General features: G+C 58.9%; 18 protein-coding genes, 1 pseudogene and 1 other annotated feature. Of the genes and pseudogenes, 3 read left to right on the forward strand and 16 right to left on the reverse strand.

Annotation, left to right across the window (positions count from 1 at the left end; all coding sequences use genetic code 11):
* Positions 1 to 192 precede the first annotated feature (192 nt).
* The gene (locus IRT44_RS18410) at positions 193 to 288 is read left to right on the forward strand and encodes a YjcZ family sporulation protein (protein ID WP_171564345.1); all 96 of its coding nucleotides are present in this window, start codon (positions 193 to 195) and stop codon (positions 286 to 288) included.
* Between the two features lie 189 nt (positions 289 to 477).
* On the opposite strand, the gene IRT44_RS19360 is transcribed toward IRT44_RS18410, so the two are convergent.
* The 4 genes and pseudogenes from IRT44_RS19360 to IRT44_RS18425 all read right to left on the reverse strand — a co-directional run bounded on the left by IRT44_RS19360 (position 478) and on the right by IRT44_RS18425 (position 7507).
* Entirely contained in the window at positions 478 to 606 is a 129-nt protein-coding gene (locus tag IRT44_RS19360) for a hypothetical protein (RefSeq protein ID WP_256379846.1), read from the reverse strand.
* 84 nt (positions 607 to 690) lie between these two features.
* Positions 691 to 2319 (reverse strand): 2-hydroxyglutaryl-CoA dehydratase, encoded by a 1629-nt coding sequence (locus IRT44_RS18415; protein WP_230077160.1) that lies wholly within the window; start codon positions 2317 to 2319, stop codon positions 691 to 693.
* Positions 2320 to 2342: 23 nt separating this feature from the next.
* A pseudogene (locus tag IRT44_RS18420) lies at positions 2343 to 5860 on the reverse strand (BadF/BadG/BcrA/BcrD ATPase family protein).
* Positions 5861 to 6043: 183 nt separating this feature from the next.
* Complete coding sequence (locus IRT44_RS18425; RefSeq protein WP_230077161.1) at positions 6044 to 7507, reverse strand: LCP family protein; 1464 nt, start codon at positions 7505 to 7507, stop codon at positions 6044 to 6046.
* Between the two features lie 263 nt (positions 7508 to 7770).
* Here IRT44_RS18425 and IRT44_RS18430 point away from each other — a divergent pair, with 263 nt between their 5' ends.
* Positions 7771 to 8685, forward strand: coding sequence for an NAD(P)/FAD-dependent oxidoreductase (locus IRT44_RS18430; RefSeq protein ID WP_230077162.1), 915 nt, complete (start codon positions 7771 to 7773; stop codon positions 8683 to 8685).
* A 43-nt stretch (positions 8686 to 8728) separates the two neighbouring features.
* Complete coding sequence (locus tag IRT44_RS18435) at positions 8729 to 9202, forward strand: NUDIX domain-containing protein (RefSeq protein WP_230077163.1); 474 nt, start codon at positions 8729 to 8731, stop codon at positions 9200 to 9202.
* A 32-nt stretch (positions 9203 to 9234) separates the two neighbouring features.
* Here IRT44_RS18435 and IRT44_RS18440 read toward each other — a convergent pair whose 3' ends face one another.
* The 12 genes from IRT44_RS18440 to sigG all read right to left on the reverse strand — a co-directional run bounded on the left by IRT44_RS18440 (position 9235) and on the right by sigG (position 20947).
* Positions 9235 to 10632, reverse strand: a complete 1398-nt coding sequence (locus tag IRT44_RS18440) for an MFS transporter (protein WP_212131846.1) — start codon at positions 10630 to 10632, stop codon at positions 9235 to 9237.
* A gap of 14 nt (positions 10633 to 10646) precedes the next feature.
* Complete coding sequence (locus IRT44_RS18445) at positions 10647 to 11765, reverse strand: mandelate racemase/muconate lactonizing enzyme family protein (protein WP_230077164.1); 1119 nt, start codon at positions 11763 to 11765, stop codon at positions 10647 to 10649.
* A gap of 12 nt (positions 11766 to 11777) precedes the next feature.
* Positions 11778 to 12539 (reverse strand): TraR/DksA C4-type zinc finger protein, encoded by a 762-nt coding sequence (locus IRT44_RS18450; protein WP_171564353.1) that lies wholly within the window; start codon positions 12537 to 12539, stop codon positions 11778 to 11780.
* Between the two features lie 216 nt (positions 12540 to 12755).
* The gene (gene ileS / locus IRT44_RS18455) at positions 12756 to 15542 is read right to left on the reverse strand and encodes an isoleucine--tRNA ligase (RefSeq protein WP_230077165.1); all 2787 of its coding nucleotides are present in this window, start codon (positions 15540 to 15542) and stop codon (positions 12756 to 12758) included.
* Positions 15543 to 15592: 50 nt separating this feature from the next.
* Positions 15593 to 15863 (reverse strand) — a binding site (T-box leader).
* A gap of 55 nt (positions 15864 to 15918) precedes the next feature.
* Entirely contained in the window at positions 15919 to 16413 is a 495-nt protein-coding gene (locus tag IRT44_RS18460; RefSeq protein ID WP_171564355.1) for a DivIVA domain-containing protein, read from the reverse strand.
* 94 nt (positions 16414 to 16507) lie between these two features.
* Positions 16508 to 17281 carry a YlmH family RNA-binding protein gene (locus tag IRT44_RS18465; protein ID WP_230077166.1) on the reverse strand — a complete coding sequence of 258 codons (774 nt, stop codon included), beginning with the start codon at positions 17279 to 17281 and terminating at the stop codon, positions 16508 to 16510.
* A gap of 13 nt (positions 17282 to 17294) precedes the next feature.
* A complete protein-coding gene (locus IRT44_RS18470; RefSeq protein ID WP_171564357.1) occupies positions 17295 to 17564 on the reverse strand; it encodes a YggT family protein in 270 nt (89 codons plus the stop codon).
* Positions 17565 to 17589: 25 nt separating this feature from the next.
* Positions 17590 to 18015 carry a cell division protein SepF gene (locus tag IRT44_RS18475; protein WP_171564358.1) on the reverse strand — a complete coding sequence of 142 codons (426 nt, stop codon included), beginning with the start codon at positions 18013 to 18015 and terminating at the stop codon, positions 17590 to 17592.
* Between the two features lie 29 nt (positions 18016 to 18044).
* Complete coding sequence (locus IRT44_RS18480; RefSeq protein ID WP_171564359.1) at positions 18045 to 18743, reverse strand: YggS family pyridoxal phosphate-dependent enzyme; 699 nt, start codon at positions 18741 to 18743, stop codon at positions 18045 to 18047.
* Positions 18740 to 19588 carry a peptidoglycan editing factor PgeF gene (gene pgeF, locus IRT44_RS18485; protein WP_212131843.1) on the reverse strand — a complete coding sequence of 283 codons (849 nt, stop codon included), beginning with the start codon at positions 19586 to 19588 and terminating at the stop codon, positions 18740 to 18742. The genes IRT44_RS18480 and pgeF overlap by 4 nt, the downstream gene beginning before the upstream one ends.
* 68 nt (positions 19589 to 19656) lie before the next feature.
* On the reverse strand, positions 19657 to 19941 hold the full coding sequence (locus tag IRT44_RS18490) for a YlmC/YmxH family sporulation protein (protein ID WP_171564361.1): 285 nt from the start codon (positions 19939 to 19941) through the stop codon (positions 19657 to 19659).
* 226 nt (positions 19942 to 20167) lie between these two features.
* Positions 20168 to 20947, reverse strand: a complete 780-nt coding sequence (gene sigG / locus IRT44_RS18495; RefSeq protein ID WP_171564362.1) for an RNA polymerase sporulation sigma factor SigG — start codon at positions 20945 to 20947, stop codon at positions 20168 to 20170.
* Positions 20948 to 20963 lie beyond the last annotated feature (16 nt).

A 20963-nucleotide genomic window follows, 5' to 3' on the forward strand; every position in this document is an offset into this window, starting at 1 on the left:
TTCTCCCCATCCGTCTGGAAACATTTGTTCTGACGTCTATTGTACTACAAGTCCGCGGACCTGTCCCGGCTTGTCCATCCGTTGTCCAAACGGGGGGATTTCCTCGTCGGTGCGTCCAGCATTGGGCGAGCGTACAGGCAAAACCCTCTGCGCACACATACAGTATGATAGTCGCGGAAAGGAGGGGTAGTGATGAGCAGTATCTTCAACGGTTGCGGATTTGACGAATTCAGCCTCGTGCTCGTGCTGTTTATCCTGTTGGTCATCGTCGGCTGCAGTTGTGAATAACGGAAACAAAGCAAAAGCAGACAGATCCATGCAAAGGGAGAATTCGGGGGCATTCTCCCCTTGCATGCACTCCGCTATGGCTGGTGAGAAAACGCCGCCGACGGTCGATGGTACACATCTCTCCTCATGTATCCACAAGCACCAGATACCTGTACGCCTTGGCATGCTCGCTGCGAGCGATGGGGTGTCTCATTTCTTCTTGTCGTTCAATTCCACCACGTAGCCGATCAATTGAAGGACAGCCCCGATCAGCGACAATACCTGCCCGATCAACTGCAGTTCCTGAGTGGGCGTCGGGCGATTTTCTTTTTCCTTCATGTCTTCTCCCCGGTATCGTTTTTCATCAGGATATGCAAAAAACGCGCTTTCCGCTGCTTGGCGAAAAAACGCGTTTTTTTCGTGCTAGACGCTGTGCATCTCCTCTTTGCTGCTCCGAACGGACAGCCAGGGAAAGCGGCGCAGGCTGTAGACGGCGTTGGCCGCCGTACAGGCTACCCGGTGCCGGCTGGTCTTCAACGGATGGGCAAAGGCCGGGCGGTCTGCCAGGTTCCGCAGCCTCTCCAATGTGATCCCCTGCTGCGCCAGAGCTTCCTCGAATTCTTTCTGGGCGGCTTGCTTTGCTTTGAACAGCATCATCTGCACCCTGCTGTAGACGTTGATCGCGCCGTCTCCTGTCGTCTCGATCGGGAGGAAAATGGCATCCGGGTACTTTTCCGTGATCAGCGACTGCACGCCGTCCGATACCCCGGAAGACGGCATGCAGCCGAACGGCTTGACGGAGATCGTCATGTTCACTTTCCGCTTGACCACGTTCAGGATCAGCTTGCCCACTTCCATGTGGCCTTCGCCGCCGCGCAGGTGGTTGTTGTAATGCTGATGCGCAACCCGGGCCACCTCATCCATGTCCGGCAGATGGTAGCCGGACAAGCCCAACAGCTTTGCGTAGCTGTAAAACATCAAGCGGAGAACGCGGTCGGCCGCCCACAGCATGCGCAGGCGCATGACCGGATTTTTGCCGGCAAGGCCGTAGCGGCCGCCGTCCTCGCCGCGCAGCCTCATGCGCTTCAGCGTGTCGTAGCGCCCTTCCCAGATCAGGTAGAGAATCCAGGCAGTCAGCAATTGCACGTCCACCTCGGCCCCTTCCTTTTCCAGAAAGCGCTGCAGTTGATAGTTGCCGTCGCCCTCCGTCGTCATCGCCCAAAACTCGCCGATCACGCTCACCTTGGGTTTGGCCTGCGTCCGGTCCACCCGGATCGCCTGCAGCTCCCTGCGGCATGCCAGCAGGGCGGGAATCAGCCATTTGCGCTGGCGCAAGGCCTCGTACAGTCGATGTTTGCAGCGCTCGAGCGCGGCATCGGTGGCGCCCGGTTCCACTTCGTAGGGACGGATGCGATAGCCGATGGCATTCAGAATGTCGCCCAACAGGACTGCTTTCAAGAAACTGAGGAAGAACGCGGTGTCCAGCTTGAGGGCCGAGTCGCTGCCGGTCGCCTGCTTCAGCCCGCTCTGCTGCTGAAACAGGAGCACGCGGAAGCCGTCAAACCCGGCATCGCGCAGCGCCTTGCGATACTCCGTCACATACGTGCCGAAGCGGCAGGGCCCGCACGAACCGCTGGTGATGAACAGGTAGTTTGCGACGATCTCCTCTTTTGATTTGCCCTCCACGTCCCGCAGATACGTCAAATACTTGATCAGGTTGCCCACGGTAAAATACGTCGGATTGCACTGGCCGCGGTTGCCGAACTCCTTGCCGTACCGAAGCGACTCGTTGTCGGGACAATCCAGGTGCTTTACGTTGTAGCCCAGCCCGGAGAGCGCCCCTTCGATCAGGTAGTCGTGGGCCATGGTCAGTCCGCCGAAAAGGATGGTGGTGCTGGCCTTGTCCCTGGCCAAAAACTGGCGGGGAACCGGATCAAACCACTGCTGCCGACTGGCTGTCAATCCCAGCGCCTGCATCTGCTCTTCCTGATAACGGCGCAATTCATCGGCAATCGCGTTTTCGTTCCCGGAAATTTCTGTGGTGGTTGACATACCTTTTCGCCCCTTTCAGATGGTCATAACGGGATCGATTCGCTGCCCGTCTGCGCAAACCCGGTCGATTCCATCACAGCCGTCCGTTCCTGCGTGTCGAGGCCAAGCAGTTCCCGCCGCTTCTGTTCGATGCGCTTTTGCAGCTCCGCTTTTTTCGCGGCCAGATCCTGCAGCCGCTCCTCGTGCAGACTCAGGCTGTGGGCATAGGTTTTCACACGAATGTTGATCGAGCCGCTCGGCTTGTTGGCGTCGATGTCGTGCAAGGCGGAATAAGGCGTTCCTGCCGTCGAGATGATCTTGTCGATCAGCCCGTAGGTCGGTGCGTCATGACCGCACTTGAAACTGGACAGATCAAGCACCGCAACGTTGGGATGGCGGGCGGCAAACTTGGCTGCCCACACCTTTTGCACGCTGTTGGAACTGAAGTTTTCCGGCCAGACATCCGTCACCTCCAGTGCGTGCTCCACGCGCCCGCTCTCGATGTCGTCGCGGAAAAAACGCCGCAGCCACTGCTCGTCCTTGGGGATGGAGCGCATCGAAAGGATGGGGTAGCCCAACACCTGAAACTCTTCCAGCACGCCGTGATTGAGACCGGGATCGGAGTGGTACGGCCGCCCGATCATCAGGATGGCCAGACGGTTTTCCGCTTCCACCTGCTCCAGGATCGCCTTTCCCCGCTCCTGCATTTCGGCGTCAAAGAGGTCCATCGCCCGCCATCCCTGCTCCACGGCAAAATCGCTCTCGTCCTCGGTGATCTGCAGCACGTCTCGAAACGCCTCGAACAACTGCTTTTTCATCATGTGCCGCTCCGTAAAGGTGACGGCCGGGTCGAGGTAGGTGACACCTCTCGTCGCAAAGAAGTCAATCTCTTTCGTAAAGGCCGCTTTAATCACATTGGGCGCCCCGGCGACAATGGGACAGCTCGCGGAATCCATCACGTTCTGCAAGTGGGTCGGAATGTGGGTGATGCACGGGAATACGATGCAGTCCAGCGGCTTCCGCTCGTGATGCTTGAACAGCAGATTGTGGATGTGCGCCTGGGCCACCTTCGACGGGTAGCACGGGTCGATCGAGCCGTACTTGCCGCCCTCCAGCCACATCTCTTCGCTGGTGTAGTCGCTGAATACGATGTTGTTCTTGTCGATGCCAAGTGTTTCAAAATAGGTGCGCCAAAACGGAGCCGTCGACCAGATGTTGAGCACCCGCGGAATTCCGATGCGCATCCGGCTGCGCCGCTCTGCCGCCTCTGCCGAGGAGCGCTGAAAATGGCGCGTATACACCTTTCTGCGCACGCCCCCAGACCCAGCCACCTGCGCGTGACGCGCACGTCGTTCACCGTCTCGTCCGCTGTCGGCATCGGTTCCGGATCGTAGAAATGCTGGAACATGCGGGTCGCTTCGTATTCCACCAGGTTGGGATAGTGTTTTTTCAGTTCCTGCCGCTGCTTGGTCAGGCGAATGACCGCCTCCTTGTCTTCCACCGTTCCCTTTTCGCAGCTAAAGCCGGAGATGTAGCGGGCCGTCTGTCCGTCCGGCGTCTTTGCGTCAATAAAGGTTCGGCTGCAGTGGTTGGGACAGAAGGTACAGCGGGTGGATTCGTCGTTGCGGGTGATGTACGAAAGCCCAATCGCAGCATCCAGCCCCAGGAAGGTGGAATACCCCCGACGCTTGACGACGCGCAGGGTCTCCATCGCGGCGCCGATCGCGCCTGCTTCACCAGGATGGGGATGCACGTACACCTTGGCGTCGGGAACCCGCTCCCTGATGTAATCGACCTGCGCTTTGACCGCTGCCAGGTTGTACTGCGTGCCGCCCTGGAGGACAAAGGTGCGGCCCAGTTCGGCCATGCGCGGGATCTGCACGACGTACTGCCAGACGTTTTTCGGCAGGACCAGAGCAAGGCCGGCCAGCAGTTCTTCCTTGGAATACCCTTCCTTTTGAAAATTGACCCGGTCGGCATCGAGGAACACCGCACAGCCGTAGGAAAACTTGGGGGTGAGTTCCGCCTTGAAGGCCGTTTCCGCATACTCCTGGATGGGAATGCCGAACTGGTCGGCCATCGCCTGCAGCAGCATGCCATTGCCCGCCGAGCATTGGTTGGACAGCCGGAAGTTGCGGATGTCGCCGTTTTTCAAAAAGAGCACTTTGATGTCCTGGCCGCCAATGTCGCAAATCACGTCGACATCCCCGAACTGGTGAACGGCGCTCATCATGTGGGCGACCGTCTCCACGATGTTGACGTCCGCCCTGAGCGTCTTCTCCAGCACGTCCGCCGCGTACCCGGTGGCGCCAAAGCCGATGATCTCCAGCTCCGCTCCTTCGCCTGTCACCTTGTCGCGAATCCGCCGCAGCATCTCTTTGGTGTCTTCGAGCGGGTTGCCCTTGGACAGTTGGTACTCTTTCAGCAAAATGGCGCCGCTCTCGTCAACGAGCACCGCTTTGGACGACGTCGATCCTCCGTCCAGCCCGATCACCGCCCTCACCTTTTGCCCAGGCGAGAAGCTGGCGGGCGTAAACGGCGGGATGCTGTACGTGCGGCGGAATTCTTCCAGCTCGCTGACACTGCGCACGAGCGGCGGGCCGGCATTTTCACCCAGTTTGGCTTTGCGTCCGTGGGCGATGAAGGCTTTCAGCGCTTCGATCCCTTTGTAGGCGCCCACCTCGGCCGGCTCGTGCAGTCCGTACATGACGGCGCCGTATGCGGCGTAGTACTGGGAGTTTTCCGGCACAAAAATCAGCTCTTCGACGGGGACGTCCCGGGGGTACTGGTATCCCCGCTCTTCCCACGTCTGCGGAATGCGCTTGCGCCAGCACTCCTGCAAAAACGGCAGGTACGTATTGGGGCCGCCCAACAGCAGCACCCGGTGCCTGAGCGTGTTTCCCCGCGTGAGTACGGACAGGTTTTGCATGACGATGGCGTCCGCCAGCGAACACATGATTTCCGCCGCCGGGATGCCGCTCTTCACCAGGTTGACGATGTCCGTCTCTGCAAACACGCCGCATTTGGCGGCCACGTGGTGCAGCTTGGAATCGTCGAAATGCAGCCGGCCCACCTCCTCCATCGGCATGCCCACCTTGATCATGCATTTGTCGATGGTGGCACCCGTCCCGGAGGCGCACTTGTCATTCATCGAGGTGATCGCCTGCTTGTCCCCCGTCTCTTCGTTTACCTTGAAGATGATGATTTTCGCGTCCTGCCCGCCCAGTTCGATCACACTGCCGACGTCAGGATGAAGCTGTTCCACTGCCATGGTTACGGCGTTTACTTCCTGGACAAACTTGGCGCCGACGTGTTCCGCAATCGGGCCGGCCCCGGAGCCGGTCATAAAGATGCGAATGTTTTCACGCCGGACATGGGCAAACTGATTGCCGATCGCCACCAGGAATTCCAGCACTTTTTCCGCCTGCTTGGTATGATGGCGCTGATAGTCTGACCAGAGAATCTCCCTGGTGTCGGGATCGACCACGGTAGCTTTGACGGTAGTCGAGCCGACGTCGACACCAATAATGAGAGAGTCTTGCCCTGCAGCTTCCTTTGCCATCAAAACCACACCTTTCTCCAATAACATCCATATAGGTAGCGTGGCAAAGTTGGATGTAATCTATTCATCATGGATATAGGGGAAAAGAGATGGGCCAACAAAAAACCCCTCCTCGGCACTTCGAGGAGGGGGTGCGGGCAGCCAGCCTGTTTGGCAGGTTGCCGCATGTCGTTTTCTCATCTGTTAGTGTATAACCGCACCGCTGCCCTCTTCTTTGCCGGCTGCCCCGGCAGGAAGCGGATCAAAAGAGGGTGGAGCAATGATGTCGGGCGGCGGAAGATTGGCGGGCGGCTGCTCGGCTTCGGGGCTGGTGCTTGGCGGCGGAGACGATTGCTGTCCGCCCGTTCCGCCCGAAGCGGGAATGTCCGCTGGGGAGTTGTCCGTTCTCCCTTTTCCGGCCGACACGTCACCGGAATCAGCCGGTTTGGACTTGCCGCCGTTGAGTGCCGGCGTGGAACCGGCAGCCGATTGGCCGGTTTTCCCTGCCTGTTTGGAAGCTCCCGTCTTCCCGTTTCCAGCCGTCTGTTTGCTTGGCGCTGTCGTCTTTTTTTGTTCCGCGCGTGCGTACTCGGCAACGGCCGCCTCGCTCAAGGTTGCGCCTGTTGTGACCTTCATGGCGCTTTGCAGGGCGGAGCGGACCTGATCCATCTTCTCTTTGGGCCACAGCGTGTACAGGAGGCGGGAATCCCACACGGCGCCATTGTCCAGCGAAACGATCCGCTCCGAGGAAAAGCTGGTGAAATCGAGGGCCAATCCGGTGATCTGCTCTTTGGACAGATCGGTTTTGATGTGCTGGCCCGCTGTCTCCAGAATGGCGAACGCGTTCCTGAGGCCATTCATCGACGTCACTTTGTCGGCCACCGCCCTGATCACTTCCTGCTGCCGCCGGTTGCGGTCAAAATCGCTGGAGTCGTAAGCGTGTCCCCGCCGGTCCACACGGTGGCGGACAAAGCCGAGAGCCTGCTCGCCGTTCAGCACCTGCCGTCCCTTTTTCAGACGCTTGTAGACGCCCCCTTGGGGCAGTTCATAGACGAGGTCGCGGTCGACCGTCACCTCTACCCCGCCCAGCTTGTCAATCACTGCGGTGAAGCCTTCAAAGTCAAACAGGACGTAATGCTGCACCGGGATGCCCATCATCGCTTCGACCGTTTTTTTCAACAGCGAGACGCCGTTTTCGGTCACCGGCTCACCTCGCTGCTCTGCGCGAATCCGCACGCTTTCCCCGGCGGCAAACACGCTGTTGATCTTGTGGTAACCCGGGTAGCCCGGCATCTGGACGCGGGTGTCGCGCGGCAGAGAGACCATCGTCACCCGCTGCGCATCGGGATCGACGACGGTCAGAATCAGCACGTCGGTGTTTAACATGCCCCCCAATTTCCGGGTGTCGGTCCCGATAATCAGCACGGAAAGCGGCTTCTTTTTCTCGTACGCCTGCTGCGTTGCAGGCTCGTCCGGCAGCTTGTACGGGTCATTCGTAATCGTCCCCAGGGTTTCGTTGATCCGGGTGAAGCTGTAGGCGGCTCCGGCTGCCAGCATACACAGAATCAGACAGCCCGCCAGCAGCAGACGCATTCCCCATGTCCGCCGTCTCCGTCTGGCGCGGCGCCCCTTTTGTGCAGGAGCAGTCGCTTCATCCGTCTTCCGCATGCGTCGTCAACTCCTCAATCCCATTGTACGTGGCGTTTGGCTCGACGATTCTACCTTTTCTGGAAAAAATATGTATAATTTTATCACAATTTTGTCTGGCTTTGTAGAATGATGATAGGTTCCCAAAATGGGATCAGGTGCCGGCCTGTTCCGTCCGGAAGGCCCGCCCTCCAGAACGCACTTGCGCTCCCCACAGGAAAACGGTAGTCTAAAATTATCCAAGATAGAAACCGGAACGATCACGGGAAGCGGAGGGGCTGAGTGTGGAACACGTACAGGTGCTGATCGCCGGCGGCGGCATCGCCGGGTTGTCTGCTGCCATCTGGTGTGAACGGCTCGGATTGTCCTGTGTCCTGGTGGAAAAAAACGATCGGCTCGGCGGGCAGCTTTCGGACATCCACAACCAAATTTGGGACTTTCCACCGCGTGTATACCCGGATGGCGCGGCCTTGCTGGACGAACTGCTCGCCCATCGATCAATTCGCGCACTCCGTCCCCGCCTTGGGGAAGCGCTCCGCTCGATCGATCTCGACAAGCACCTGGTCCATACCGACAAGACCGTGTACCTGGCCGACTACCTGATTATCGCGACGGGCGTGCGCCCCAATCGGATTCCCGCCCTCGTCGGCTGTTCGCGGGTGCTGCAGCCGTGGTTCTCCACCACCTCGCAGGGAACCGCTGTCGCCGGCCAGGATGTCGCGGTGATCGGAGGCGGTGATCGGGCGGTGGAAAGCGCCTGCAACCTCCTGCCCCACGTCCGCAGCCTCTACCTCCTCGTCCGCAGCGATCGGCTGCGAGCCCGTCCGCAGTGGGTGGAGCGCCTTCGCCCTCACCCTTCTCTCCACGTGCTGTGGGAGACAGTGGTGAGCGACTGCCGGGAGCAAAACGGCAAAGCCGTGCTCACCCTGGACTCCCCCCGCTCCGACACGCCGCAAACGCTCGTCGTCGATTGGGTCCTGCCGCGAATCGGCGTGCGCGGGAATAGCGAGGGGTTGGGACAACTGCCTGCCTTGGAAGGCGGGTATCTGCAGACCGACATCAACCTGCGGGTGGGTGCTGATTGGATCTACGCCATCGGTGACATCACCAACGGCGCCGCTTATGCCAGCCTGTCACTCGCCGTCGGCCAGGCGATGAAGGCGGTCAAGCACATTTCACTTCAGGTCCCGTCGCTGTAGCCGATCGCGTCTAGTGACCATCCGGACAAAAGGAGCCGTGATCATGTACTCGTTCGTCGATAATTTTGGCCTGCCGGTGACGCTCACGTTTGACCCGGCCGTCTACCGAAACCGGCGTGCCCTGCATGTACTGGTTTTTCCGTTTTGGCAGGGCCGGCTGGTTTTTACCCGCCACCGCACGCGGGGCATCGAGCTGCCCGGAGGCAAGGTGGAGCCGGGTGAGTCCAGTCTGGCTGCCGCGATCCGGGAAACCTACGAGGAAACCGGTGCCACGCTGGAGGCGATCGAGCGCATCGGCCAGTACACCGTCAACCACAATCTGGTCAAGGATATCTACGTTGCCCGCGTGCTGGACCTGGAAACGGAGCCGCCCGGTGCCGACGTTGCTGAACGGGTGTTGTTCGAACAAATACCGCTCCAGGTACGGAATGATCCCCGCTTCAGCCGCTATCTGTACGACGATGTATACCCGCTGGCGCTGGAGCGGGCACGCCGCCATCCGTTTGCGACAACGTGACAGGCATCCCCCAACCGTGGGCGATGCCTGTTTTAGCTTTTGCCTTTTTCCTTTTTCCCGCTCAACAGATGGTTGACCAGATCGTTTGGGTCAAACCCCATCCTGCGCACCGCTTCTGCCCGCTGTCTCTCCTCCTCGCTCTCCGCCTGGATTCCCAGGATCTCCGCCGCCTGACGCATTGCTTCCATGTCTTTTTCCTGCTTGTCTTCCGCTTTTGCCTGTTGGCCGGAAGCCTCCTGGGAAGCTGCCTGCTGCGGTTTTAGAAAGAACAGCGCGACCACCGCAAACAAGGCGGTTATGCCGGCAATGGAGTAAAACATCACGTTGCGGGAAATGCCCAACAGCCAGGTAAACACCGGCGGTCCCACAGCTACGCCGATAAACCGGACGCCGCTGTACAGCGACGTGATCATGCCCCGTTCCGCCTTTTTCACGGCCCCGACGATCATGCTGTTGAGACAGGGCAGGATCATGCCTGTTCCGACACTGCCGATCACCAGCACCCCGATCAACAGGTACACCCCTTGTACGAAACTGGCGATCACGTAGGAGGCGGCCAAAAGAAACATCCCGACGATCACGAACAGGCGCATCAGGCGCAGCTTTTTTTTGATGATCAGGCCGGTCAGGTATGCGACGATGCTCATGACCAGCAGCGGGATGGCCAGGAAACCGCCCTTCAGCACGCCGTCGATCTTGAACGTCTCTTCCAGCAGATCGGACAGGTAAAACAGCACGCCAAACAGTGTGAACAGGCAGATGCTGCCGATAAAGAACGCCGGCACCAGCCAACGTCCGTGCTGCCGAAACACCTGTCCGATGGATCGGAGATACTGGCCGACCTGCACCGGCTGTTTCTCCTGCTTGTTTTCCCGGGTACAAAACAAAAACAGCAGCACGATCACTCCGCAGATGATCGGAAACGCGAGAAACACCATGTACCAGGTAATCATGGCCAACAGCGCGCCAATAATCGGACTGAGCACCTTGCCCAAGCCGTTGGATGTCTCCATCAAGCCCAGCGCCCGGCTTTCCGCCGCCCCGTTAAACAAGTCGCCCACCATGGCCAGCGCAATCGGGGCAGTCCCGGCAGCACCGATCCCCTGCAGGACCCGTCCAGTCATGATGATCCCGTACGGCTTGTCCAACCAGAGCGCCGCCAATCCGGCCAACAGACCGCCCGCCCCGTACAGAATCAGAGACAGGGTCACGACGATTTTGCGTCCAAACCGGTCGGACAGATAGCCCGCCAGCGGAATGACGACGCCCGCCGCGATGGAAAACGCGGTAATCACCAGGCTCGTCTGCAAGCCCGTCAGCTGCAGCTTGGCTTTCATCGTGGGCAGGACGGGGATCAACATCGAGTTTCCCAACACCATGACAAGCGGAATGCCCACCAGTCCTATCAGGTTTTTCGTGTTCTGTGCCATACCGTACACCCTCGTCACGCGTATGCGCTGCCATCCCAGCACAACGCTTTGATAATCTGCCAATCCGGCTGGACGCCGATGCCCGCTCCTCGCGGCAGGGTCACCTGTCCATTGACCGGAGCTATTGGAAAAATGCAGGTAAACGGATTGTCCATGACGTCCCACTCCACCGGTTCAATCGGGTCGGCGTCCATTTTGCTCCACGCCGGGAGACACGCCTGCGCGTATATCGCGTACAGCCGCGTTAGCGATCCGTCAAACACGTGCGGAGAGACGCGGTGTCCAAACTGCCGCCCCATCTGCAGCATGAAGCGAAAGCTGTCCACCCCGGTCGCATGCATCGGATCGGGCTGGATGATATCAAGCGCTCCCTGTTTCAACAGCGGCACGTACTGGTAGCAGTGGATCAGATTTTCGCCCCCGGCCAGCGGAATTGACAACGCCTGCCGCAATTTGGCGTACTCTTCCGTCCGCTCCATCGGCATCGGCTCTTCCAGCCACATCCAGCTTTCATAACGGGAAAAGACATGCTCCCACTGTCGGGCAGCAGCCAGATCGTAACTTTGATTGGCGTCTACCGCCACCTGGACGTCTGCGGGCAGCGATGCCATCAGCCGCTCGATGTGACGGCGGTCCTCCTGCCAGGAACGGCCGCCGATCTTCACCTTGATGCGGCGAAATCCGGCCTGCACCTGTCGTTCCACCAGCCGGACGGAATGCTCCGCCCAATCAGGACGCTCGCTGTAGGATTGAAAGGACGCGTACACCGGGATGCTGGTGTGGTACGCCCCGCCCCACAGCTCGCAGACGGATAAACCGGCCAGCTTGGCAGTAATCTCGGTCAGGGCCATGCTGACGGCCGCTGCCGAGCGCTGATGCCATTTGCTGATCACTTCCACCAGGCGCAGGCGGTCCGTCACCCGTTTGCCGATGAGGTACGGGATGATGCGCTCGCGAAATCCCTTGTCCAGCGTCGGCAGCCAGTCTACCGCTTCTCCCCATCCGTCTGCCCCGGAGGTCGTGACGATGCGGATCAGGTAACAGGCGCGGTACTTCTTGTAGCCGTTGGCGTCGCCGTACGGCTGCGTCAACCGATAGAGCAGCGGGTAGGTCTCCACGCGTTCGATCTGCATCCGATGTGCTCCTCACAACAGGTCGTCGCGCCCTTCGCGCTCCGCCCGCTCCTGCAGATACGCTTCGTAATCGAGAAACAAGCCTTTGCCTTCCCCTTTGCGCATGTACTCCTCATACGTGCCGCTGCGCATGAAATTGACGCTCTCCGGACCGTGGTAGCCGTCGATGTCCGTGTAGCCGATCTGCTCGATGGCCTCGACGGCTCCGTCCGCCTCGTCGCTTTCCACGTACATTTCCTTGTAGTCGGTCTTGTCGTTGTCCACATAGGAAAATGGCGTGCTTGACGTTCCCCACGACTCGACAATCTGCCAGGCGTCCTCTCCGTCAAAGCTGTTCTGTCCTTCTTTTTCGTCCAGCGAGGTGCGGCCGAACGGCGGCTGCAAGAACTCCTCCTCGATCGGACGAGACTGGTTGATGTTGGGTGCCGCCGCGTGTTCCTTGCAGGTTTGAGCGTAGGGCAGCGCCTCCAGCCGCTCTTCCGGGATGGGCTGCCCGCAGACGGTGCAGAGCCCGTACGTCCCTTCGTCCATGCGGGTAAGCGCCTGGTCAATCTCCTTTAACGTCTCCCGGTCCAGACTGTCCAGTGCGAGATCTTTTTCACGCTCAAACAGCTCACTGCCAATGTCGGCCGGGTGATTGTCGTACATGGAAAACTCCTGCAGGGATGTCGCCATCGGCTCCCGCATGCCGTAGTGGGCCTGCACCCGCTCCTCCAGCTCACGTTTTTCCTGCATCAGCCGTTCCCTGAACCGAGCCAGCTTTTCCTTGTCCACGCATGCCACCCTCCTCTGTTTGCTTTTCTTGGTGTAGTATGTCTTGCCGGCCGCGAAAATAACCCACGGCCAGTCCCTTGCCTGCCCCGCGTGAGCCGACATCGCTCTGACAACCCTTTCTGCCGTGGGGGAGGAACCCTGTGGACAAAAAAACAGCCCTGCCTCACCGCAGGGGCACAGGCAGAGCTGTACTGTTTGTCAGATTGTGAGATTAAATTATTCAGCCACGTGGGCGTAGTGTTCGTGTACGATCGTCACGCAGCGCTGGCAGAGGCTCGGATGGGCGCTGTCCGCCCCGACGTCCTGCTTCACCACGCGGCAGCGCTCGCACTTGACCCCGTCAGCAGGTGCGACGACGACTGCGATGCCCTCCAGCACAGCTGCTTCGCTCGGCACGCTGGCGCCATGCGGATGCAGATCTACATGGGCGACGATGAACAGGTCGGCCAGGTCATCCATGGCGGACAAGACCCGCGCAACCTCTTCGGTTTGCGGATAGAGCGCCAGTTTGGCGTCGACGGAGTTGCCGAACACTTTGTTGCGGCGTGCTTCTTCCATCGCTTTCAGCACTTCGTCGCGCACCGCCAGGAACGCGTCCCACTTGCTCTCCATGTCTGCCGCGAAGCCGAGATGCTGTTCGTTTGCCTCCGGCATGTCGGTCAGCTGCACGCTTTCCTCGGCTACGCCCGGGATGTAGCTCCACACTTCGTCTGCGGTGTGCGGCAGGATCGGCGCCACCAGTTTGACCAGGTTCAACAGGCAGTCGTACATGACGGTCTGCGCGGCGCGGCGCTTGATGCTGTCGGGCGCTTCCACATAGAGCCGGTCTTTGCAGATGTCCAGATAAAAGGCGGACAGGTCAATGACGCAGAAGTTGTGAACAGCGTGGAACACCGTGTGGAATTGATAGTCGTCGTACGCCTTGCGCACCCGTTTGACCACTTGGGCCGCCTTGGCCAGCACGTAGCGGTCCAATTCGCCCAGCTGCTCGTACGGGACGCGGTCCTTCGCCGGGTCGAACCCGTTCAGGTTGCCCAACAGGAAGCGGAACGTGTTGCGGATCTTGCGGTACACTTCGGCGATTTGGTTGAGGATCGCGTCGGAAATCCGCACGTCCGCCTGGTAATCCACGGACGCTACCCACAGGCGCAGGATGTCCGCCCCCAGCTTGTCGATCACCTCTTGCGGCACGACGACGTTGCCGAGCGACTTGGACATTTTGCGTCCTTCGCCGTCGAGGGCAAAGCCGTGGCTCAGCACCGCCTTGTACGGCGCCGTTCCGTATACGGCCACCGAGGTGGAGAGCGACGAGTTGAACCAGCCGCGATACTGGTCCGATCCTTCCAGGTAGAGGTCAGCCGGCCATTTCAGTTCTTCCCGCTCTCTCAACACTGCTTCGTGGCTGGAGCCGGAGTCGAACCACACGTCCATGATGTCTGTCTCTTTGCGGAACTCCGTGCAGCCGCACTTTTCGCAGGTCAGGCCCGGCGGCACCAGTTCACTCGCTTCACGGGCAAACCAGACGGAAGAGCCTTCTTTGCGGAACAGCTCCGCGATGTGATCGATCGTCGTGTCGTTGATCACCGGTTCGTTGCAGGATTTGCAGTAGAAGATCGGGATGGGTACGCCCCAGACGCGCTGACGGGAGATGCACCAGTCGCCGCGGTCGGCCACCATGTTGGCCAGGCGCGTTTCGCCCCAGTGCGGAAGCCACTGCACGTTTTTGATCGCTTCCAGCATCTGTTCGCGGAAGCCGTCGATCGACGCAAACCACTGCTCGGTCGCCCGGTAGATGACCGGCTTTTTCGTCCGCCAGTCGTGCGGGTACGAGTGGGTGATGAAGCCGAGCTTCAAGAGCGCTCCCGCTTCTTCCAGCTTTTGTGTAACCGCCTTGTTGGCATCCTCGTAGAACATGCCTTCAAAACCTGGTGCTTCGGCCGTCATCTTGCCCTCATGGTCAACCGGGCAAAGCACGCCGAGACCGTATTTCTGGCCGATGTTGAAGTCGTCTTCCCCGTGTCCCGGAGCGGTGTGAACGCAGCCCGTACCGGCGTCCAGGGTGACGTGTTCGCCCAGGATCAGCGGAGACGGACGGTCGTAGAACGGGTGGGCCGTCACGACGCCTTCCAGTTCACTTCCCTTGAAGGTAGCCAGAACCTCTACGTTCTCCCAGCCGATCTCCTTGGACGCTGCTTCCAAAAGACCGTTCGCCAGCAGGAATTTGCGGTCGTCCGCATTCACTACGTTGTACTCCAGTTCCGGGTGAATGGAGATGGCCAGGTTGGCCGGAATCGTCCACGGTGTGGTGGTCCAGATGACAACGCCGGTGTCCGTGTCCAGTTTGCCCTTGCCGTCGGTCACTTGGAAGCTGACGTAAATGGATGGCGAGCGCTTGTCCTTGTATTCGATTTCCGCGTCCGCCAAAGCCGTCTCAGACGACGGGGACCAGTATACGCAGCGCAGCCCCTTGTAAATGTAGCCTTTTTTTGCCATCTCACCGAAGATGCGGATTTGCCGCGCTTCATACTCCGGTTTCAGCGTCACGTACGGATTTTCCCAGTCGCCGCGAACGCCCAGCCGCTTGAATTGGTCCCGCTGCTTTTCGATGTAGGACCAGGCGTACGCTTCACAGCGTTTGCGGAATTCGTTTACCTCGATGTTGCGGCGGTCCAGCCCCTCAGCATTGATAATCGCCTGTTCGATCGGCAGACCGTGGGTGTCCCAGCCGGGAACGTACGGCGCGCAGAAACCGGCCATCGACTTGTAGCGAACGATGATGTCCTTGAGAATCTTGTTCAGCGCGTGGCCGATGTGAATGTTTCCGTTGGCATACGGAGGACCGTCATGCAGCACGAACAACGGACGCCCCTTTGTCCGCTCCTGCACTTTCCGGTAAATCTCCTGCTCATCCCAGCGGGCCTGTATCTGCGGTTCCCGGGTCGGCAGGTTGCCGCGCATGGGAAAATCGGTTTGGGGCAGCGATAATGTTTTGCTGTAATCCATGACCTGTTTTCACTCCTACTTGGTATAAATAAAAAGCCTTCCCCCATCCCAAAAGGGACGAGAGAAGGCTCCCGTGGTACCACCCTGATTGAACGGAACGGCCCTGCCGCAAAGCAGACGGATGCCGCTCCGCTCCACTCGTTTCATTCGTAACGGGAATGACGCGCTCCCTTACTCGCCCGCCGGACGTGACGCCGGCAGCCGGCTTTCAGTTGTGAACTCCCGGGTGATTTTCGGCGACGGCAACTGGCCGGGCTTTCACCTCTCCCCGGCTCTCTGGGCAGTGCTTGGTCACGTACTCTTCCCGTTCATCGTCGATCCAGTGATGAAAAGTTTGCAAATATTATAGTACCATCATGGCCTGAACGTCAACGGTTTATTCCGCCATCAGAGCGGACGTCGTGGAATCTGCCTGCTCGAGATCGTCCCATGCCCCGTTATCCAGCATCTCCAACTGGGCTTCGAGCAGCGTGCGGAAGCGCATCCGATAGACAGAGGCGCGCTTTTTCAACTCTTCGATCTCGATGGCGATCTTGCGGGATTTCGCCAGTGCTTCATTGACGATCCGGTCGGCGTTTTTCTCCGCTTCTTTCAGGATCAACTGCGCTTCCTTGCGGGCGTTGGCCTTGACATCCTCGGCCGTCTCCTGAGCCACAAGGATGGATTTGCTCAGGTTCTCCTCCATGCTCTTGTAGTGTTCCACCCGCTCGTTCAGCATGGCGACACGCTCTTCCAGTTCCTTTTTTTCCTTTATCAGGAGTTCGAAGTCCTTGATCACCTGATCGAGGAACTCGTTCACTTCGTCAATGTTGTAACCGCGAAAACCCGTGCTGAATTCCTTATTGTGTATGTCCAATGGCGTTAAAGGCACATGAACCCCTCACTTTTTCCGGTAATCGTACCCAAATTCTTCGACAGGTTTATCCGCATTTCCTGCCGGAATTTGCAAAATTATTGAGCCCGTCTCAGGTGAGTCGCCCGACGATCATGCGCAGCCGTCCGCTGCGCGTCGGCCCGGACACGTCCAGCAGCTTGAACCGTCCAAACCCGGCCAGCGACACCATGTCGCCAGGCTCCAGCAGATGCGACGGGTCGTCCACCACTTTCCAGTTGACTTTCAGTTTGCCCGCCCGGATCGGGACCAACGCCTTTGCCCGCGACAGGTTGTACACCTCGCCGATGACCGCATCGACACGCGGCGACGGAACCGTGATCACCTTTTCCGCATACCGGGGAGCGGGCGGCTGAAACGACTCCCAATCCACCCGCTCAAATTGGACCGGCGTCCGGTGTATATGGGTCACCTGTGAACAGATGAAATCGGCTACCTCGTCTGCGATGACGACATGGATCGCCTCTTCGGCCACGATCATGTCGCCAAATTTCTCCCGCTTCAGCCCCACGTTCAACAGCGCACCCATCACATCCCGGTGCTCCAATGTATGGAAGCGCTGGTCAGCGGAAATCCGCAGCAGGGCCAGGCGGTAGTCCTGCGGTTCGGGCACGATGTAATCGGGATGGAGCAGCACGCGCACCCGCTCCGCTCCGTCGTAGCCTCCGCTGGCCGAGACGGACACGTCACTTACCTGCGAGGTCAGGCTCTGCATGATCGCAAGCTGCCTCGGGTCCAGAAAATCAGTAAGGCGCATGGCCTGCTTCCGCTCTGTCAGCGTCAGCATCTCCAGCGCCCGTTCCGCAAAGGGACGTTCTTCTTTTCGAAAATGATCAAACACGCTCATGCCGTCACGCACCTCACAGCAGCAGTTGCTGCAGGATCGCATTCAGGCCCCTGTGGGCGAAGTTGAGTGCGATCAGCGCCACGATTGGCGAGATATCGATAAAGCCGAGCGGCGGGATAAAGCGGCGAAATGGCGCCAAATACGGCTCCACCAACCGCTCCAGCAGTTGACCAATGGGCGTTTCCCGCATCTGCGGCACCCACGACATGAGCACGTAGGCAATGACCATGAATTGATAAATGGTAAAAGCGTAATACACAATGGTAAAAATGGCCGTTGTCATTCACTCACCCTTTTGCTAGGTTCTCTTACTCTTCGACGACACTGGAGATCGTCCCCTGAATGTCGACGTGATCCGGCGTGCAGACAAAGATGTAGTCGCCCACCTTTTGAATGTCACCGTTCAGCGCGTAGACCGTTCCGCTCAAAAAATCGACGATGCGCTTCGCCTGTTCCTTATCCACCCGCTGCAGGTTGACGACGACCGGCCGGCGGTGACGGAGGTTGTCAGCGATGTCCTGCGCGTCGCTGTAATGTCGTGGTTCACATAAAACCAACCGAATGCCCTCCTTTTCCCGAGCCTGAAACGGCACCACGTTGTTGGCGCGAGGCGCCGGCTGCCGTTTGGTGAAAGACTCCCGCTCCTGCTCTTCACGCTCCTCTTCCACCGTCTCTTCAATGTATTCTTCGTTATCCAATCCAAAGAACCCCATGATCTTGTTCATTACGCCCATGGCCATCCTCCTCTCGTGCAGCGTTGCGGTCATTCCGGCTTAACCAGGACCGAACCAAGCCGGACATATGTCGCTCCTTCTTCAATCGCCACTTCAAAATCGTTGGACATGCCCATCGACAGCTCTTCGATTGCAGCGTGCGGAAAGTTCCAGCCGTTGATCCGTTCTTTCCATTCCCGCAGGCCGCGGAATACGGGTCGCGCCTCCTCGGGATTTTCGACAAAAGGCGCCATGGTCATCAATCCGACGATCTTTATATGATTCATATTACTGGTTTCCTGCAAAAAAGCCAATACATCATTGGGACTAAGCCCAAATTTTGTCTCTTCTCCAGAGATATTGAGCTGCAGAAAACAGGAAACGACACGGTCCAGCGCTTCCCCGCGCTTGTTCAGCTCCCGGGCCAGCGACAGCCTGTCCAACGAGTGGATGTGTGCAAATTTGCCCACGACGTCTTTTACCTTGTTGGTCTGCAGATGGCCGATGAAATGCCACGTCCCCAGGTGGCCGTAGCGCTCGAATTTGGGCAGTGCATCCTGCACGCGGTTTTCCCCGATATGCTCCACCCCGATGGCCAACAAATCGCCGATCGCGTCGGCGTCGACGTACTTGGTGACGGCTATGACTTTCACCTCTTCCCGCTTCCGGTTGGCTCGATCGCAGGCGGCCGCGATGCGCTCTTCGACGGCTGCCAGCCTCGCTTTCAGCATTTCCCTCTCTCTCGTCACGATTCGTTCACAGCTCCTTTTTCAGACTCTCTCCATCCGATAAACGATGCCATCCGGCCCGTTTTCCCCGCCTCCCTGCGGTGAGAGAAAAACAGGTCGGTCCGGCAGCTTGTACACCATCCCGTCCGCAGCACGCGCTCTGGCGCAACGCCGCATTCCGCCAAAATCTCCGTGTTCAGACGAGGCAGATCCAGCATGTATCGGCCGTTTTCCCGGGGCGTCACGGCGTCTTCCCAGCGAGCAGCCGCCGTCCGTACCCGTTCCATGATTCGCTCGTCCACTTCATAGCAGCAGCCGCCGATGGCAGGACCGATCGCCACCAGCAGCTCCTCCGCCCTGCTGCCGTAGTGACTTTCAAACGCCCGCACCATTTCCTCGGCAATACGCGCCACCGTCCCCTTCCAGCCGGCGTGGGCCAAGCCGATCGCCCGCGACACCGGGTCGAGGAAAAACAGCGGCACGCAGTCGGCATAAAAGGACGTGAGCAGCACGCCCGGCTGATTCGTATGCAGGCCGTCTGTCGCCGGAATGACGTCGTCCAGGCTCTCCCTGCCCGCTCCCATGGATTGGGCGGTCACCTGGCAGACCCGGCTGCCGTGCACCTGATCCGCGCACGTCCAGGCTTCAAACGACATGCCCAGTTCCGCTGCCAGCTTGCGCCGGTTGGCCACCACACGGTTCGGGTCGTCTCCCACGTGCAGGCCCATGTTAAAAGAGTGGTACGCTCCTTCGCTCACTCCGCCGTTTCTGAGGGTAAACCCGGCCGCCAAGCCGGGAAAGCGCTCTTCCCACTCGCGCAGATGCAGCAGCGCGCCGCCCTCTCTGCCAACAAACGGTTCGTTCATGTTGTCACCTTCCTTATATGGCTTATGATACCACAGCCCAAAAGAAAAGAAAGGCTCTCTCGCCTTTCTTACGCCCGGTATTCGTCTTCCCCGCCGGTTTTTGCCTCTACCCGCATCGACTCCTCCAGGCGAACCAACACGACGTCCTTGCCGATCTTGATGATGTTGCGCCAGGGAATCACGTAGTCGTTGCCCGCTGAAAAAAACCCGAGGAATTTGCCCGGTCCGGGGACGACAATCGCCTCCACCCGCCCGTGGCGCAGGTCTATCTCCAGATCGGATATCTGCCCCAGCCGCTTGCCATCCAAAATATTCACCACTTCTTTGGTCTGGAAATCCGAGATTTTGACCATTTTTCCTCACCTACTTTTTCTCCGTTAGTTCAAGTATATGAACGGGCAGACAAATATGCCCCGGGGAGCGGTGAAAGATTGGACCGGCGTCACGGCGCGTCGATTGCAGAGTCCCATCACGACTTGTAAATTTCACAACTTTCAGACTGTTTCAGTCGCCGAGCAGCTTATACAGAAACAAAAGCCTCCGACGCTGATGGCATGGAGGCTGCTGATGATAAACCCATTACGATTGCACGTGTTTTTGCATGTGGGCGATGGCCGCTTTTTCCAACCGGGAGACCTGTGCTTGGGAAATGCCGATCTCCTCCGCCACTTCCATCTGCGTCTTGCCTTCGTAGAACCGCATGGAGAGAATCATCTTCTCCCGTTCGCCCAGCCGCTGCATGCCCTCGCGCAGGGCGATTTCTTCCACCCAGTTGGCATCCCTGTTCTTCTCGTCGCTGATCTGGTCCATCACGTAGATGGGATCGCCGCCATCCTGATAGATCGGTTCAAACAGCGAGACCGGGTCCTGAATGGCGTCCAGCGCAAACACGATGTCTTCCTTGGGCACGTTCAATTCCTGGGAAATCTCCGTGATGGTGGGTTCCCGCGAATGCTTGTTGGTCAGATTGTCCCGCACCTGAAGCGCCTTGTACGCGATATCCCTTAGGGACCGCGACACGCGGATCGGGTTGTTGTCCCGCAGGTAGCGGCGAATCTCCCCGATGATCATCGGCACGGCGTACGTGGAAAATTTCACGTTTTGGCCGAGGTCAAAGTTGTCGATGGCCTTCATCAGGCCGATGCATCCCACCTGAAACAGGTCATCCACGTACTCGCCCCGGTTGTTGAAGCGCTGAATGACGCTCAGCACCAGCCGCAGGTTTCCATTGACCAGTTTCTCCCGCGCTGCCAGTTCGCCGTTCTGCAGGCGTTCGAACAGCTCCCTCATCTCTTTGTTGGTAAGCACCGGAAGCTTTGAAGTGTCCACCCCGCAAATCTCTACCTTGTTGCGCGTCACGTCTTACCCTCCTCGA

Source organism: Brevibacillus sedimenti, assembly GCF_020923495.1.
GTDB classification, from domain to species: domain Bacteria; phylum Bacillota; class Bacilli; order Brevibacillales; family Brevibacillaceae; genus Brevibacillus; species Brevibacillus aydinogluensis.

What these genes read in the sequence shown, in the direction of transcription:
- IRT44_RS18410 (WP_171564345.1), top strand. Translation starts at nt 193, where the DNA reads ATGAGCAGTATCTTCAACGGTTGCGGATTTGACGAATTCAGCCTCGTG.
- IRT44_RS19360 (WP_256379846.1), bottom strand. Translation starts at nt 606, where the DNA reads ATGAAGGAAAAAGAAAATCGCCCGACGCCCACTCAGGAACTGCAGTTG.
- IRT44_RS18415 (WP_230077160.1), bottom strand. Translation starts at nt 2,319, where the DNA reads ATGTCAACCACCACAGAAATTTCCGGGAACGAAAACGCGATTGCCGAT.
- IRT44_RS18425 (WP_230077161.1), bottom strand. Translation starts at nt 7,507, where the DNA reads ATGCGGAAGACGGATGAAGCGACTGCTCCTGCACAAAAGGGGCGCCGC.
- IRT44_RS18435 (WP_230077163.1), top strand. Translation starts at nt 8,729, where the DNA reads ATGTACTCGTTCGTCGATAATTTTGGCCTGCCGGTGACGCTCACGTTT.
- IRT44_RS18440 (WP_212131846.1), bottom strand. Translation starts at nt 10,632, where the DNA reads ATGGCACAGAACACGAAAAACCTGATAGGACTGGTGGGCATTCCGCTT.
- IRT44_RS18445 (WP_230077164.1), bottom strand. Translation starts at nt 11,765, where the DNA reads ATGCAGATCGAACGCGTGGAGACCTACCCGCTGCTCTATCGGTTGACG.
- ileS (WP_230077165.1), bottom strand. Translation starts at nt 15,542, where the DNA reads ATGGATTACAGCAAAACATTATCGCTGCCCCAAACCGATTTTCCCATG.
- IRT44_RS18465 (WP_230077166.1), bottom strand. Translation starts at nt 17,281, where the DNA reads ATGAGCGTGTTTGATCATTTTCGAAAAGAAGAACGTCCCTTTGCGGAA.
- IRT44_RS18470 (WP_171564357.1), bottom strand. Translation starts at nt 17,564, where the DNA reads ATGACAACGGCCATTTTTACCATTGTGTATTACGCTTTTACCATTTAT.
- IRT44_RS18475 (WP_171564358.1), bottom strand. Translation starts at nt 18,015, where the DNA reads ATGGGCGTAATGAACAAGATCATGGGGTTCTTTGGATTGGATAACGAA.
- pgeF (WP_212131843.1), bottom strand. Translation starts at nt 19,588, where the DNA reads ATGAACGAACCGTTTGTTGGCAGAGAGGGCGGCGCGCTGCTGCATCTG.
- IRT44_RS18490 (WP_171564361.1), bottom strand. Translation starts at nt 19,941, where the DNA reads ATGGTCAAAATCTCGGATTTCCAGACCAAAGAAGTGGTGAATATTTTG.